Source organism: Nostoc sp. (genome assembly GCF_036916975.1).
Lineage (GTDB): Bacteria > Cyanobacteriota > Cyanobacteriia > Cyanobacteriales > Nostocaceae > Nostoc.
The window spans coordinates 1-14,522 of the sequence record NZ_JBALFF010000126.1; the positions used below are offsets into that span (position 1 = coordinate 1).

Below are 14,522 nucleotides of genomic sequence, written 5' to 3' on the forward strand. Positions count from 1 at the left end.
CTCAGTTGCACTCGATTTAATAAATCCTCAACATTTAAGAAACTGGTTTGCCAGTTGCTGCTACTGTACCTCATAACAGCCGTAAATGCTGTATTATCAAGGACGCTACGACAAAGCCGAATCCCTGTTTCTGCAAGCTTTAGAAATTCGTCAGCAGGTGTTTGGAGTGAATCATGCAAATACGGTTACTGTTCGGCAAAATCTAGAAAATCTTCAGGCTCAAAAGAGTGCTAACCGTAAAGTTAAGAATAATACTAATAATTCCTTATGGGAGAAGTTTTTAGGATTATTTGATTAAAGCGAAAGTTGTAATCGCTAAAATATCTTTAGATTCTAAATCGTCATAATCTTTCAATATTTCTTCAGTAGTCATACCAGAACTGAGCAGTTCCAAAATAAATTCAACTGGATAACGGAGTCCTCGAATGCAGGGTTTCCCGTGGCAGATATTTGGATTATGAGTGATGCGTTGTAAAAGTGTGTTATCCATGCTGTTAGTAATCCAGAAAAGTTATGTTCACGTATGAGGTCTTAGCACTTGGAGGGCGATAGAAAATATAAACTCATTATTGCCCCTGAGTCTTTCTCAAAGCTTGGTTCTTTTGACGCAGTTGCTCGATTACTTCTTTACCGTCGAGTCGTTCTCCACTATCAAGTTGCTCAACCCCAATCATAATTTCTCTTTGCAGTTCCTCAAACCGACCGTTGTAAATCCGTTCTCGTTCCTCCAACAGCCTAATACCTGCAAGAATCACTTCCTCATTTGAGGTGTACTTCCCACTTGTAACCTGACTTTGAATGAACTCCTCAAGCTCGGTCGTTAAAGAAATATTCATAAACTATTACCATATTTTCGTTCTCATATCCTAATTCTAGATGCGAATTGACAGCAGCCCATTGCGATCGCATTCACTAAATGTTAAAACTTTGGGTGTATTGACTTATACGCAAATTACCCAATTTGCACTGCGATCGCACACACTCAACCCTCTTCAAAATGCACCAGAACCACGTTAAGCTGAATTAGAGTGGCAATTTATTGCGCTTTTTAATATGCAAATCTCTGTCCCTGTCCAATTTTAATTTTTTCTGCTTGAGAAACCCGGAATGCTAGACCAAATTTTTAATTACCTCGACTTTCATTTCAGCGTTGAAGCCCCAATAGTTCTGCTGATCCTGGTGGTTTTAGAGGCGCTGTTATCGGCAGATAATGCGATCGCTCTGGCTGCGATCGCAAGGGGGTTGGAAGACAAGGAACTAGAGCGTAAAGCCCTCAACTTTGGTTTAGTCGTTGCTTATGTGCTGCGAATCACCCTGATTCTCACTGCCACTTGGGTGCAACAATTCTGGCAATTTGAATTATTGGGCGCTGCTTATCTGCTGTGGCTGGTATTCCAACACTTTACCTCTCAACAAAGTGAAGACGATCAGCATCACGAGCCGCGTTTTAAATCATTGTTGCAAGCGATACCAGTGATTGCATTTACAGATTTGGCATTTTCTTTGGATAGCGTGACAACTGCGATCGCAGTTTCTCAAGAAAAATGGCTAGTGCTGACGGGTGCAACAATTGGTATTATCACGCTGCGATTCATGGCGGGATTGTTTATCCGTTGGCTAGACGAATATGAAAACCTAGAAGACGCAGGCTATGTAACTGTGGCCTTGGTGGGTTTACGCTTGTTGTTGAAAGTGGTAAACGATAGTTTAGTTCCACCAGAATGGATCATGATTGTTGCCATCTTCCTGATTTTAGGCTGGGGATTTTCCAAGCGTGTTGGCACTGAATTACCCCAAGTAGAACCAGAAAAGAGCGAAGCCTCTAAATAAGTTAGGAGTTACGAGTGAGGAGTTAGGAGTTACAAGTGAGGAGTGAGGAGTGAGGAGTGAGGAGTTAGGAGTTAGGAGTTAGGAGTTAGGAGTTAGGAGTTAGGAGTTAGGAGTGAGGAGTGAGGAGTGAGGAGTTTGGAGTTTGGAGTTTGGAGTTTGGAGTTTGGAGTTTGGAGTTTGGAGTTGGGAGTGAGGAGTTAGGAGTGAGGAGTGAGGAGTGAGGAGTGAGGAGTTATTAATTTTCAACTCCTAACTTTCAACTCCTAACTCCTAACTTTCAACTCCTAACTTTCAACTCCTAACTCCTAACTTTCAACTCCTAACTTTCAACTCCTAACTTTCAACTCCTAACTCCTAACTTTCAACTCCTAACTCCTAACTCCTAACTTTTTTTACTCGTGCAACCAAGGCGTTAAGTGTGGTTGCCAATTGACTAATTCTTCATCCTTAAACCATAGGGCAATTTCCTTTTGCGCGGTTTCTGGAGCATCAGAACCGTGGATTAAGTTGCGACCAATATTTATGCCAAAATCGCCGCGAATCGTTCCTGGTTCTGATGTTAAGGGGTTAGTTGCACCAATAATCTTTCTGGCAGATGCAACAACACCATCACCTTCCCATACCATCGCCACCACTGGGCTAGAAGTGATAAATTCGACTAGACCAGCAAAAAAAGGACGTTCCCGGTGAACATCATAGTGTTGTTGGGCCAATTCCCGACTTACTTTCAGGAACTTTAAACCAACCAGGGTAAAACCTTTAGTTTCAAAGCGACGGATAATTTCCCCCACTAATCCCCGTTGTACTCCATCTGGCTTAATTGCTAAGAATGTGCGTTCCAAAGCTATCTCCAAAAACTTAATGAATTTTTTATTTTGTCAATTGTCATTTGTCCTTTGTCCTTTGTCATCCTCTGTCTTGAGTCTAAGAGTTTTCCACTAATGACTCTTGACCAATGACTCTTGACCAATGACCAATGACTCTTGACCAATGACCAATGACCAATGACCAATGACCAATGACCAATCAGAGTTTATCTCAGAAATTATCCTTGGGTGCATATACGTTCCCAAATGAATGCGTTAAATTGTTAAGTCGTGGGCGAAAAACAGAGGTTAGGAAGAAATGGGTGCTGATTCATCTGCTACATCTGAAGAGGTGGTACTACCGTCCAATGGACACAAAGAAGTGAAAAACCATAAGCAAAAAAAGCTGTTACCACCTAGTTCTACCACGGGAGATTTACCTCGCTCCTGGAAAATTGAGGATAGTGAAGCCTTATACCGGATTGAAGGTTGGGGACAACCTTATTTTTCCATTAGCGCTGCTGGTCACGTTACCGTGGCACCTAAAGGCGATCGCGGGGGATCTCTTGACTTGTTTGAACTGGTCAACGCCATGAAACAGCGGAACTTGGGACTTCCCATGTTGATTCGCTTTTCCGATATTTTGGAAGACCGGATTGAGCGGTTGAATGCTTGTTTTAATAAAGCGATCGCCCGCTACAATTACCCTGGTGTCTACCGTGGCGTGTTTCCCGTCAAATGCAATCAAGAGCGGCATTTGATTGAGGATTTAGTAAAATTTGGCAAACCCCATCAATTTGGATTAGAAGCTGGTTCCAAGCCAGAATTAATGATTGCTCTGGCTGTTTTGGATACACCAGGAGCCTTGTTAGTTTGCAACGGCTACAAAGACCGAGAATACATCGAAACGGCAATGTTAGCCCAAAGACTAGGGCAAACACCAATCATAGTCTTAGAACAGATTGAAGAGGTTGATTTGGTAATTGATGCCAATCGCCAGTTAGGTATTAAGCCGATATTAGGTGTTCGAGCTAAACTCAGTACCCAAGGTATGGGACGTTGGGGAGCCTCCAGTGGCGATCGCGCTAAATTTGGTTTGACAATGCCTGAAGTAATCGAGGCTGTTGACAAATTACGCGAAGCTAACCTGCTCGATTCTTTGCAGTTAATGCACTTCCACATTGGCTCACAAATCTCTGCCATTAATGTAATTAAAGATGCCATCCAAGAAGCCAGCCGGATTTATGTAGAATTGTCGATGCTGGGGGCGGATATGAAATACCTTGATGTTGGCGGCGGCTTGGGCGTAGATTATGATGGCTCCCAAACCAACTTCTATGCATCGAAAAATTACAACATGCAGAACTATGCTAACGACATCGTGGCAGAGTTAAAAGATACTTGTGCAGAGCGGCAAATTCCCGTACCAACATTGATTAGTGAAAGTGGACGAGCGATCGCTTCCCATCAGTCGGTCTTGATTTTCGACGTTCTCAGTACTAGCGATGTCCCCCTTGATTCACCAGAACCACCACAAGAGGGAGAATCCCCAATAATTAATTATCTTTGGGAAAGCTACCAATCCATTAACCAAGAGAATTACCAAGAGTTGTATCACGATGCTGCACAATTCAAAGAAGAAGCAATCAGCCGCTTCAACTTAGGAATATTACGCCTTAGAGAACGAGCCAAAGCCGAACGCCTGTACTGGGCTTGTTGTCAGAAAATTCTCAAAATCACTAGACAGCAAGAATACGTACCCGATGAACTGGAAGACCTAGAAAAAATCATGGCTTCCATCTACTACGTGAATATGTCAGTGTTTCAATCAGCACCAGATTGCTGGGCGATCGATCAGCTATTCCCGATTATGCCAATCCACCGCTTGGATGAAGAACCAACGCGGCGGGGAATTTTGGCAGACCTCACCTGCGACAGTGATGGTAAAATCGACCGCTTTATAGACCTGCGCGATGTCAAATCGGTTTTAGAGTTGCACACCCATAAGCCCGGAGAACCCTATTATTTGGGAATGTTCTTGAATGGAGCTTACCAGGAAATCATGGGCAATTTGCACAACCTATTTGGGGATACTAACGCCGTTCATATTCAATTAACGCCCAAAGGTTACCAGATTGAACACGTTGTCAAAGGTGACACCATGAGCGAAGTAGTGAGCTATGTCCAGTATGACTCCGAAGATATGGTGGAAAACATTCGCCAGCGTTGCGAGAAAGCATTAGAAGAAAAGCGCATCACCCTAGCAGAATCTCAGCGACTGCTACAAACCTACGAACAGAGTCTCAGAAGATATACGTATCTAAATAGTTAGGAGTTAGGAATAAAGTTAGGAGTTAGGAATAAAGTTAGGAGTTAGGAGTTAGGAGTGAAGAGTTAGGAATAAAGTTAAGAGTTAGAAGTGAAGAGGAAAACACGAAATAATAACTCCAAACTCCAAACTCCTAACTCCTAACTCCAAACTCCAAACTCCTAACTCCAAACTCCAAACTCCAAACTCCAAACTCCAAACTCCTAACTCCTAACTCCAAACTCCAAACTCCAAACTCCAAACTCCTAACTCCTAACTCCTAACTCCTAACTCCTAACTCCTAACTCCTAACTCCTAACTCCTAACTCCTAACTCCTAACTCCAAACTTTAACTTGCGTTTGTCCCCAACAATTCCTCTATTGCTTGTAACTCAAGAGGGGTATGTGATGGCGGAGTCTGACGGGCATCGGTAATCAGCCAGTCTAAAGCAGCCGCTTGAACATCTATTGCAGCGCCAGTTTTATCAACACAATAACGTCCAAACACCAGCTTATCGACTAAACGCACTCCTGGCCCCAGGCGCGACCATTCAAAAATCACGCTGTTCTCTACTGTTGCGCCACTACATATCCAACAATTAGGGCCAATCATCGCTGGTCCGACAATTTTAGCTCCGTCTTCTATTCTCGTCATCCCGCCAATGTAAACTGGACCTGTGATATCCACTTTGTCCCAATTTACGGCGACATTTAAGCCAATGTAAATGCCTGGGGCGACTTCATGACCAGGGATTTGCACATTCTTGATTTCACCCAGAAGTACACCGCGAATCGCCCGCCAATAATCTGGTACTTTACCAATATCTACCCATTCAAAGTCCATAGGGATGGCGTAGAAGGGAGCTTTGATTTCTACCAATTTGGGAAACAAGTGGCTACCAATGTCATATTCTACACCAGAGGGGATATAGTTAAAAACCTCTGGCTCAAAGATGTAAATACCTGTGTTGATGTTGGTGCTGAGGGCTTCTTCAGTTGAAGGTTTTTCTTGGAAAGCTTTAACACGCCCCTCTTCGTCAGTGACCACCACACCGTAGCTAGAAACTTCTTCCTTGGGGACAGATTTCGTAATAATAGTAGCGATCGCTCCTTTGGATTTATGCCATTTAACCGCCGCAGTTAAATCCAAATCAATTAAAGCATCACCGCACAACACCACAAAGGTATCGTCAAAAAATGGCGAGAAGTCTTGGATACGGCGCATCCCTCCAGCTGAACCAATTGCTTCTCCCTCTAGTTTCCCGTTATCATCAATTTTGCCTTCAAAGGAATAGGCAATTTGCACCCCAAACCGTTGACCGTCACGAAAATAGTTTTCTATTTCCTCAGCCAAATGACTAACGTTGACCATAATTTGGTCAAATCCATGTTGGCGTAACAGTTCCAGCAAGAACTCCATCACTGGCTTTTGCAGGATGGGAATCATTGGTTTGGGAATTGTATAGGTAATCGGACGCACGCGAGTACCCTTGCCAGCCGCGAGAATCATCGCTTTCATAAAAATTTATTCCTCAACCACAAGCCAGTTTACTTTCATCGAGTGATACTTAATCATCAGTTTTTATTTTTGCTCTAAGTTATCCCTTAAACAGGGATAACAGGAATTTAGTGGTTATTGCAACCATACGTATACTTAGATGACAAGCGATCGCTTATCTTTTCAATTTACTCGGATTTTGGGACTGAATCAAAAATCTGTAAATTATCTGTAAAGCTACTTTTCGCTTTTTTAGTTCATCGACTGCTCAAAAGGTTTACCAGTCTTAGTTGAATCTGTAAGTAGCCTAATTTTAATCTCATGATAAAACTCCTCTTGAAATAGCTCTACTTTCGATTGAGCCGAGAGTAACAGTAGCGCCCAGAAAACGCTAACTAAATGACTGTGTTTAGAATCATGTCCAGACCCATTTTGGTTGAAATGCTTTGTCTGAGTCCACAACTGTACAAGTTGTTCTAGATTCAACCAATTTTGTTCTAAATTTAGCTCCCTTGCCGACATATTCAACACCTGCTCCAGTTCCCCAGCTACTTCTGTCAGATTTTCCTGGTGAGCTAACTCCAGCGCCTCCCGCATACTTTGGACGCTAGGCAGCCCTCTGGGACGGATCGGTTTGCTGACTTTTTCTACCAGTTTTAGCTGGTTCGCCATAATCTGCAATTGCTTAATTAACTCTTGCAGAGTCACCCGGCGCTTTTGTGGCGGCATTGCCGATGCACGACGACGCAATTGCCGTTCTAATGGTAGACGATGACCCTGATGTGATATTCCGTCTTCATCTGACAATAGGGCATCATCTACTACACCATCCTCGATATCTTCTACTGTTGACAATTGCATCAATGTATTAGCTTTGAATAATACCAGCATTGATGCTGACAAAAATGCCTGTCCAGATTGAGACAAGTCCGATTCATAACCTCTTCCTATTGCCTCCGGTGCCATCAGTTCTAAGTAACGGTCAATCACCTCAATCACTTGGACATCCCAAGGATCAATTTCTCCCTGCTGGGCTTGGTAAATCAGGAGTGTGATTGTTTCTAATAGCTCAGAAGCTTCCATTAACGAGTTCTAAGTTAATTAATGACAGAACTTGCCTGTTGGCAGTATCCCCTAAAATTTGTAATCAATCACCATTGTGAATTGTGAGATCAGATTGTGCAACTTTGGGCATTGAGAATTGAGAATTGGGCATTGGTTTTTAATTCTTCTCCCCCTGCCCCCTGCCCTCTTAATCAGGGCGGGTCATGAGTAATAGTGACAGTTGCAAAATCACTTGGCTTACCGCTCTTGATCGCATCGTAAGTGCCTTTGATAGTACCAGCAATAGGAACAGCAACAAGCGTCCCCAACAAACCAGCAATCTCAAATCCCATCAAAATAGCGACAAAAATCCAGATGGGGTTCAGTCCAATAAAGTTGCCGAGTAACCTGGGAGCTAACAAGTTATCTTTAAGCTGCTGCATGAGAATTGCCGCTATGGCAACTTGAACTGCCAACCACCAATTTTGCAGCAGTACTAAAATCGTTACTAGACCAATGCCGAGAGATGCCCCAATAAAGGGAATGAGTTCCGAGATACCGATTAATATGGCAAACAACAGGGCAAAGGGCAGCTTCATCACTAAGAAAATTGGCGTCAGGGTTAGCACCATGAACAGTCCTAGCAATAACTGGCTGAGGAAAAAGTTCTGAAAATTTAGGCGCAAGGATGCGGTAAGGGGATCTGCAATATTAGAGGGCAAAAGATTGATTAGACCATACCAGACGCGATCGCCATATAAAAGCATATAAAATGCCAGCACAATTACTAACACTGCGTCAAGTAATCCTGAGAGCAGTGTCCCAGCAAATCCCACTGCACCAGAAGCTAGCTGTTGTACCAGATTCTGAATATTGGCATTGATTTGACTGCTCACAACCCTCAAATCAATTGGCAAACGTCGTTGTTTTGCCAGCTTCTCAAACTGCTCTAAGTTTGCTTGACTCGCGCCTAACCAATCAGGGATATTATTTAACAGTTGAATTGTTTGATCAATGATCAACGGCACTAGAGTCACGCCCAAAATCACCAACACGGTTAATGTTGCAAGTAAAACTATGATCACCGCCTGAGTGCGCGTGATCCGGGCCCGTTCAAAGAACTTAACTGGGTAATTTAGTAGAAAAGCCAGAATCGCTGCAATGATCAAAACGCTAATGGGATGCTGAAAATAGCGAAAAAGCACAGACAGCAGCCAGACATTGAGAGCGATAATCGGGCCGCTTAGACCATAAATTAACAGGCGTCGAAGGGAGGTCGAACGGCGCATTTTATGCAACCTATTTTAGATATTCCTTAAGAGAATTTGTAAAATTCTTGATGGTGCTGATCATCATCATAGATATTTTTAACAAAGACATGTATTAGCGTATCTGATAGTGAGGAAGTAAATCAAAATGGACAAAACCGTAGCCGACCTTCGCAAAGACTACACCTTGGAAGGTTTGAGCGAACTTGAAGTTGACCTCAATCCGTTTATCCAATTTAAAAAATGGTTCGATCAGGCACTAGCAGCGCAACTCCCAGAACCCAATGCCATGACCATTGCTACTGCCACACCAGACGGTAAGCCCTCAGCCAGAATGGTGTTACTCAAGGATTTTGATGAACGGGGCTTTGCCTTCTTTACCAACTACAACAGCCACAAAGGACAAGAAGTCGCAGAAAATCCCCAGGCGGCTTTAGTGTTCTGGTGGGCAGAACTAGAACGTCAAGTGCGAATTTCGGGGTATGTGGAGAAAATTTCCGAAACTGAGTCCGACCAATATTTTCACAGTCGCCCTGCCAACAGTCGTCTGGGTGCGTGGATATCTAATCAAAGCGAAGTGATAGAAAGCCGAGAAGTTCTTGAGCGACGTTTACAGGAGTTTAAGAGCAAATATGAAAATGAGGAGATCCCCCGGCCGCCTCATTGGGGAGGCTTACGAGTGATCCCCACAGAAATTGAGTTTTGGCAAGGCCGCCCCAGTCGTTTGCACGATCGCTTGCTCTATAGCCGTTTAGATAATCACACTTGGAAAATTGAGCGGTTGTCACCGTGAAGGGGAGGCAGGGGGCAGGGGGCAGGGGAGGCAGGGGAAGAAGAATTATTGATTATTGACCGATTCCCAATGTTCCCATGCCCAATTCCCAATTTTCCGCATCACATTACCACTGGGCGATCGCATCTTGAATTGCTGCCCGTGCCTCTGATAGAGATTGGGTACGGGCATCTCCCTGGTTTAGGCTGTTAGCGTTAATAAATTGAATGTCTGTAAGCCCAATAAAGCCGAAAACCGCCCGCAGGTAGGGTTCTTGGAAGTCGTAGGCAACGAAAGGGGAGGTGGGGCTAAAGTCACTGCCACGAGCTGTAATGATAACTGCCTTTTTCCCCTCAACTAAGCCTCTTAAACCTTGAGCATCTACAGCAAAAGTCCGGTTAGCGCGAACGATTTGGTCGATGTAAGCCTTAAAAGTGGAAGGTATATTGAAGTTATACATTGGCACTCCAAAGACGTAGCGATCGGCTGCCAAAAACTCATCAATCAGTTCGTCAGAAATCCTAAGTGCCTCAGTTAATTCTGGGGTATGGGTTTCTGGTGGTGAAAATGCCGCCGCAATCCAAGCTTCATTAACGTGAGGAACTGGGTAATGCCCTAAATCTCGATAGGCGATCGCATCTTCAGGATGTGCTGCCTTCCAACCACTGACGAATTCCTTAGATAGTTCTCTGGAGTGCGATCGTTCTCCACGGGGACTGGAATCAATATGTAGAATGTTGACCACCAAATAATCTCCTGATTAGCTAGGATTTCTGCTTTTACTTTTTTTGAGTCTAAATTTCAAAGCATTACATCAGATACTAAAAGTAACTAGTTACTAAAGTAAAGTAGTTACCATAAAGTAACTGTTGCCTAACTTATCGATGTCTGTCTCTAAAAATCCTGAAAATCCTGATGCTTGCCCTGTCAATATTCTGATGTCCTTACTATCAGGCCCCTGGACAATGTATATACTGTGGGTGTTGTGTAATAGTGGGCCTACTCGCTTTGGTGCATTGAAGCAGCTAGTCGAGGGCATCTCAACCAAAGTTTTGACGGAAAGACTCAGGATGCTTGAGGCAGCAGAAATTATTTATCGCCACTATGAACCGACTGTCCCACCCCAAGTAACTTACGGTCTCACAGAACGTGGTCAGGAACTCATTGAGATCCTTCATCAACTCAATGCACTTGCTGAACGTTGGTATGGTAGCGCACAACGGGAACAGGGAATGGGGAATAGTGACGACTGAAGTTGTGAAATTGGAATAAGGACGCATAAAGCGTCCTTATTCCAATTTCAGCATAATTTTTCTTTTTGAGTGCGGCTCTAAACCCAGAACTAAAGTTATTCCCTATTCCCTATTCCCTATTTACTGCTACTTTGGCAGAAAACTGAAGTCTGGGATCTGGCATAAAATTGTATCTCAAGTACAATCCTGCCCAGACAAACACGATAATTAACAACGCACCAATACCAAGGGGACTGGGAAGCCAGAAAATAGCTTCTATGTGGTTTAGCTCACCAGGCTGGAGTTTCCACACTAATCGATTGCCATTTTTTTCTGGCTCTATCGCAGTTTCAGTTAGTTGAATATTTTTGGCTCCCCAAGGAGTTTTCAAGCTAAATTCCAAGTCAAGAATTGAACCAGCATTAGCCAAGACGTTACCTTTGCTGGCAATTAGGGATAGCGATCGCAAATCCAAATCATAAATTAACCGATTTCGGACTAAAAGTAAAAAATTGTTCTGCTCCAAGAGGACATTTGATTCAATTTTCGGCAGTTCTGAGTCAGATTGCCTCCCCAATGACTCAGAGGGTTGATTCGCACGGGAGTTAAAAAATTCGTTAAACTTCTCTTGTAATTCCCTACCACTACTAAAAGGAATTGTGACAATGATTTCTTCAGTGGAAACTCGCTGCGTTTTTCCCTCTAGTTGACGGGCGCGGCGCTCTATGCTATTTAACCATTCGTATACAGAATCGCCACTAAAACTAGTTAGCCGCTCTCCCAACTTAATATGCTGTACTAGTTCGCCACTATTTGAGTTGTCAAAGTTAAGCCCTACATCGTACTTAACACAGCCAGTCAGTAACAGGGATGTTAACACCACTAGCCACAGAATAGGATTTCGCATGGGAAAGACCGGTTTGATTCGATTTCGACCATTCAGTGGTGAAATAAATTTCATATTTGCCAACACAAAACTAAATGGTGTGATTAACCACAAAAAAATCTTTCCGAAAATGGAATAATTCATAACAATAAATCTCTCCAAAAGTCAAACTTTTTAACCAATCTTGACTTTTACCTCAAAGGAAGGCAATCTGGTGTTAGAGGTTTCCACGCCAGTTTCTATAATTTTGGGAAAGTTCCCAACAGACTAGCTCTTTTGGAGAAACTGCTGAAAAGCTTCCCAATTTATGCGGACTCTAGGGGGAACTCCTCACGAATATTCAAAAATTATCAGACCGTTACACTTTAATGGTCTAAAGTCAAGTCTATTACGCTCTGCCAGCTTTAGCTTATTAAACAAGACTTTCAAAAATTTGCCAATATCAAATCTTGTACTTTTAGCAAATTTATATTTTACTTAGTAGTATAGTAGACCTATTGCAAAATTATTTTGTCGCAATTGTCAGCGATTTATTAAAAATGCACATCAGAATCGATACAGAGAAATTTTATTACCTCATTGGTATGTCTGATTCAAATGGAGCGCAAACACAAAGTTCAAAGTTTATTATTATACCACGAATCATTTTTGCAATAGGTCTATATTAATTAAAAATTTTAATAGTTGTATAAAAAATGAATAATTAGTAAGTGTGTTTAGCTAGTTTTTTCTTTTGTGGTGTCATTATTTTAACCATATTTTCTAACTCTGATAATTTTCTCAGTTATGGACAGCATCCGTATAGTCCTTCCTAATTTGCAAGGTATCATCGCTAATATTTCTCCCTTCTTCGTCTTCTTGGCCAAATAGGGATGCTCGCAAGTGGACAAGACCCAATATTGGTATAATAAAAAAAATCCAAATAATTAGATAAGGTAAGCATTAGCATTGATAAATAATTTTATACTTATTATTTTATCGAACAGAATATATGCGTCAGTCGGCAGAATTCAGTTGGATATTCTGTGCGATTGACGGATGAATAATTGGGTTTAAGACCCCCACAAAACAATAAAATTTAGTCGTTTTAAATCAGTCGCGGGTTCCAATCCCCGACTGATTGATTCTGACTTGTGAATTCTTCTTCAATAGTTTTTTTATCCTTTAATTTTAATTATTGAGTTTTCTGAAAATATTATTATAATAATTGTGATTGATTGTCTATCTCGTCGTTATTAACTTAATAAGGGTCTAAGCATCTGTAATTTTTGAGCATATTTATGAAAAATTTCTCTTTTAGAAAAAAAGACGACGAGTATTTTAATACAGATCACCTCAAAGGAGATATTAAAGGTCGTTCTGTTCGTGGTGGTGCAATCACTATGGGCGCCCAAATTTTGAAGTTTAGCTTGAACTTAATATCTAACGTAGTGTTAGCCAGATTACTCACACCAGAGGATTACGGCTTGATAGGTATGGTAACTGCGGTTATTGGGTTTGTCAGTCTATTCAAAGACTTGGGATTGTCGATGGCAACCGTTCAGAAGGAAAAGATTAATCATGAGCAAGTCAGTACCTTATTTTGGGTAAACGTAGCACTTAGTGTATTTGCTGCACTGCTGGCTTCAGCACTCGCACCGGGAATTGCTTGGTTTTATCACGAACCCCGTTTGATTTGGATTACTCTGGCGCTAGTATCTGGATTTATTTTTAGCGGGTTAGGTGTTCAGCACAATGCTTTGCTCAATCGCCAGATGCATTACAAGGCATTGATGTTGAATGATGTTATCTCTATGTTCCTTGGTGTCATAGCTGCAATCATTGCTGCCTTATGTGGACTTGGCTACTGGTCACTAGTGATTTTTCCAATTGTTTTGGGATTAGTCAACACTATCGGGCTCTGGATGGCTTGCAGTTGGCGTCCCAGCGCACCTGCTTGGCAATCAGGAATAGGCTCAATGCTGGCTTTTGGAGGAAATCTCACTGGGTTCACAGCTATTAATTACTTTGCGCGAAATCTTGATAATGTTCTTATCGGCAGATTCTGGGGTACTCAACAATTAGGTCTATATGCCAAGGCTTATCAATTGCTACTTCTGCCGATTAATCAGATTAATGCACCAATTACTGCCGTTGCTATTCCTGGTTTAAGCAGATTGCAGCACGACCCACAAAAATTTCGCCAGTATTACCTCAAAGCTATTTCAGTAATTGCTTTTTTAACCATGCCAACTATTGTTTTTATGATAGTGGCTTCAGAAGAAATTATTGTATTTCTTCTTGGTTACCAATGGCGAGATGCTAGCATAATCTTTCGATTGTTAAGCATATCCGCATTAGTTCAACCTATTTGTAACACTACAGGTTGGCTGTATATATCCAGAGGCAGAACTGATTATATGTTCAGATGGGGGTTGCTCTCTTCGTCCTGGCTGGTAACATCATTTTTTATAGGTTTGCCATATCAAGCATTTGGAGTTGCTTTGTCTTATGCGATCGCAATGCTTTTACAGGCAGTTCCTTGCATCTATTTTGCAACACGAGGCACACCAATCACTATTCTTGATGTCTTACAAGCAATCAAAGAAGTATTCATATCATCTGTAGTAGCAAGTATAGTAGTATTAGGCATCAAAATTAGTATTGGAAATAGTTTACCATTATGGGCAATGCTGATTATCTATTCTGTTGTAATGAGCGTAGTATATTTTGGGTTATTGTTCTATATATTTAAGATGAAAAATTATTATTTAAATTTATTCAAGGAATTAAAAAAATAAAATTTTAATAAACTTGAATAAGATTTTAATTATTTCTTTAAATATCTAATCAAAATACAATTTCTACTTTTGTAAGGTAATTTATCACCTTAGCCAAA

15 protein-coding genes are annotated in these 14,522 nt (G+C 41.8%); 7 read left to right on the forward strand and 8 right to left on the reverse strand.

Annotation, left to right across the window (positions count from 1 at the left end; genetic code table 11):
- The first annotated feature begins 85 nt into the window (after window positions 1-85).
- Window positions 86-298 carry a tetratricopeptide repeat protein gene (locus V7K73_RS28415; RefSeq protein WP_334885232.1) on the forward strand — a complete coding sequence of 71 codons (213 nt, stop codon included), beginning with the start codon at window positions 86-88 and terminating at the stop codon, window positions 296-298.
- Here the strand turns inward: V7K73_RS28415 and V7K73_RS28420 are convergent.
- Both V7K73_RS28420 and V7K73_RS28425 read right to left on the reverse strand, forming a co-directional pair.
- The gene (locus V7K73_RS28420) at window positions 287-490 is read right to left on the reverse strand and encodes a DUF433 domain-containing protein (protein WP_334885234.1); all 204 of its coding nucleotides are present in this window, start codon (window positions 488-490) and stop codon (window positions 287-289) included. The genes V7K73_RS28415 and V7K73_RS28420 overlap by 12 nt on opposite strands.
- 76 nt (window positions 491-566) lie before the next feature.
- Entirely contained in the window at window positions 567-836 is a 270-nt protein-coding gene (locus V7K73_RS28425) for a type II toxin-antitoxin system ParD family antitoxin (RefSeq protein ID WP_334885236.1), read from the reverse strand.
- 40 nt (window positions 837-876) lie between these two features.
- Between V7K73_RS28425 and V7K73_RS28430 the strand changes: the two genes are divergently transcribed.
- Both V7K73_RS28430 and V7K73_RS28435 read left to right on the forward strand, forming a co-directional pair.
- Complete coding sequence (locus V7K73_RS28430; protein WP_334885238.1) at window positions 877-1,017, forward strand: hypothetical protein; 141 nt, start codon at window positions 877-879, stop codon at window positions 1,015-1,017.
- Between the two features lie 90 nt (window positions 1,018-1,107).
- Window positions 1,108-1,830 (forward strand): TerC family protein, encoded by a 723-nt coding sequence (locus V7K73_RS28435; RefSeq protein WP_334885240.1) that lies wholly within the window; start codon window positions 1,108-1,110, stop codon window positions 1,828-1,830.
- 392 nt (window positions 1,831-2,222) lie between these two features.
- Here the strand turns inward: V7K73_RS28435 and ndk are convergent, their stop codons facing one another.
- Entirely contained in the window at window positions 2,223-2,672 is a 450-nt protein-coding gene (gene ndk / locus V7K73_RS28440) for a nucleoside-diphosphate kinase (protein ID WP_229483831.1), read from the reverse strand.
- A gap of 283 nt (window positions 2,673-2,955) precedes the next feature.
- Between ndk and speA the strand changes: the two genes are divergently transcribed.
- Window positions 2,956-4,968: a biosynthetic arginine decarboxylase gene (gene speA / locus V7K73_RS28445; RefSeq protein ID WP_334885242.1), complete on the forward strand. Its 2,013-nt coding sequence runs from the start codon at window positions 2,956-2,958 to the stop codon at window positions 4,966-4,968.
- A gap of 325 nt (window positions 4,969-5,293) precedes the next feature.
- On the opposite strand, the gene V7K73_RS28450 is transcribed toward speA, so the two are convergent.
- The 3 genes from V7K73_RS28450 to V7K73_RS28460 all read right to left on the reverse strand — a co-directional run bounded on the left by V7K73_RS28450 (window position 5,294) and on the right by V7K73_RS28460 (window position 8,775).
- Window positions 5,294-6,463 (reverse strand): NDP-sugar synthase, encoded by a 1,170-nt coding sequence (locus V7K73_RS28450; RefSeq protein WP_334885243.1) that lies wholly within the window; start codon window positions 6,461-6,463, stop codon window positions 5,294-5,296.
- Between the two features lie 231 nt (window positions 6,464-6,694).
- Window positions 6,695-7,525, reverse strand: coding sequence for a ScpA family protein (locus tag V7K73_RS28455; protein ID WP_334885245.1), 831 nt, complete (start codon window positions 7,523-7,525; stop codon window positions 6,695-6,697).
- A 173-nt stretch (window positions 7,526-7,698) separates the two neighbouring features.
- The gene (locus tag V7K73_RS28460) at window positions 7,699-8,775 is read right to left on the reverse strand and encodes an AI-2E family transporter (protein WP_334885247.1); all 1,077 of its coding nucleotides are present in this window, start codon (window positions 8,773-8,775) and stop codon (window positions 7,699-7,701) included.
- Window positions 8,776-8,902: 127 nt separating this feature from the next.
- Here V7K73_RS28460 and pdxH point away from each other — a divergent pair, with 127 nt between their 5' ends.
- Window positions 8,903-9,547: a pyridoxamine 5'-phosphate oxidase gene (pdxH, locus tag V7K73_RS28465; protein WP_334885249.1), complete on the forward strand. Its 645-nt coding sequence runs from the start codon at window positions 8,903-8,905 to the stop codon at window positions 9,545-9,547.
- A 106-nt stretch (window positions 9,548-9,653) separates the two neighbouring features.
- On the opposite strand, the gene V7K73_RS28470 is transcribed toward pdxH, so the two are convergent.
- A complete protein-coding gene (locus V7K73_RS28470) occupies window positions 9,654-10,271 on the reverse strand; it encodes an FMN-dependent NADH-azoreductase (protein ID WP_334885251.1) in 618 nt (205 codons plus the stop codon).
- Window positions 10,272-10,410: 139 nt separating this feature from the next.
- Between V7K73_RS28470 and V7K73_RS28475 the strand changes: the two genes are divergently transcribed.
- Entirely contained in the window at window positions 10,411-10,779 is a 369-nt protein-coding gene (locus V7K73_RS28475; protein WP_334885253.1) for a winged helix-turn-helix transcriptional regulator, read from the forward strand.
- A gap of 109 nt (window positions 10,780-10,888) precedes the next feature.
- Here the strand turns inward: V7K73_RS28475 and V7K73_RS28480 are convergent, their stop codons facing one another.
- A complete protein-coding gene (locus V7K73_RS28480) occupies window positions 10,889-11,788 on the reverse strand; it encodes a DUF3153 domain-containing protein (protein ID WP_334885255.1) in 900 nt (299 codons plus the stop codon).
- Between the two features lie 1,136 nt (window positions 11,789-12,924).
- On the opposite strand from V7K73_RS28480, the gene V7K73_RS28485 reads away from it, so the two are divergent.
- Window positions 12,925-14,424 carry a lipopolysaccharide biosynthesis protein gene (locus V7K73_RS28485; protein WP_334885256.1) on the forward strand — a complete coding sequence of 500 codons (1,500 nt, stop codon included), beginning with the start codon at window positions 12,925-12,927 and terminating at the stop codon, window positions 14,422-14,424.
- Window positions 14,425-14,522 lie beyond the last annotated feature (98 nt).

Bases quoted from the DNA above. Each gene is read 5' to 3' on its own strand.
- V7K73_RS28455 (WP_334885245.1), bottom strand. From the start codon at position 7,525: ATGGAAGCTTCTGAGCTATTAGAAACAATCACACTCCTGATTTACCAA.
- V7K73_RS28420 (WP_334885234.1), bottom strand. From the start codon at position 490: ATGGATAACACACTTTTACAACGCATCACTCATAATCCAAATATCTGC.
- V7K73_RS28435 (WP_334885240.1), top strand. From the start codon at position 1,108: ATGCTAGACCAAATTTTTAATTACCTCGACTTTCATTTCAGCGTTGAA.
- V7K73_RS28425 (WP_334885236.1), bottom strand. From the start codon at position 836: ATGAATATTTCTTTAACGACCGAGCTTGAGGAGTTCATTCAAAGTCAG.
- V7K73_RS28430 (WP_334885238.1), top strand. From the start codon at position 877: ATGCGAATTGACAGCAGCCCATTGCGATCGCATTCACTAAATGTTAAA.
- V7K73_RS28450 (WP_334885243.1), bottom strand. From the start codon at position 6,463: ATGAAAGCGATGATTCTCGCGGCTGGCAAGGGTACTCGCGTGCGTCCG.
- V7K73_RS28415 (WP_334885232.1), top strand. From the start codon at position 86: ATGCTGTATTATCAAGGACGCTACGACAAAGCCGAATCCCTGTTTCTG.
- speA (WP_334885242.1), top strand. From the start codon at position 2,956: ATGGGTGCTGATTCATCTGCTACATCTGAAGAGGTGGTACTACCGTCC.
- V7K73_RS28485 (WP_334885256.1), top strand. From the start codon at position 12,925: ATGAAAAATTTCTCTTTTAGAAAAAAAGACGACGAGTATTTTAATACA.
- V7K73_RS28475 (WP_334885253.1), top strand. From the start codon at position 10,411: ATGTCTGTCTCTAAAAATCCTGAAAATCCTGATGCTTGCCCTGTCAAT.
- V7K73_RS28480 (WP_334885255.1), bottom strand. From the start codon at position 11,788: ATGAATTATTCCATTTTCGGAAAGATTTTTTTGTGGTTAATCACACCA.
- pdxH (WP_334885249.1), top strand. From the start codon at position 8,903: ATGGACAAAACCGTAGCCGACCTTCGCAAAGACTACACCTTGGAAGGT.
- V7K73_RS28460 (WP_334885247.1), bottom strand. From the start codon at position 8,775: ATGCGCCGTTCGACCTCCCTTCGACGCCTGTTAATTTATGGTCTAAGC.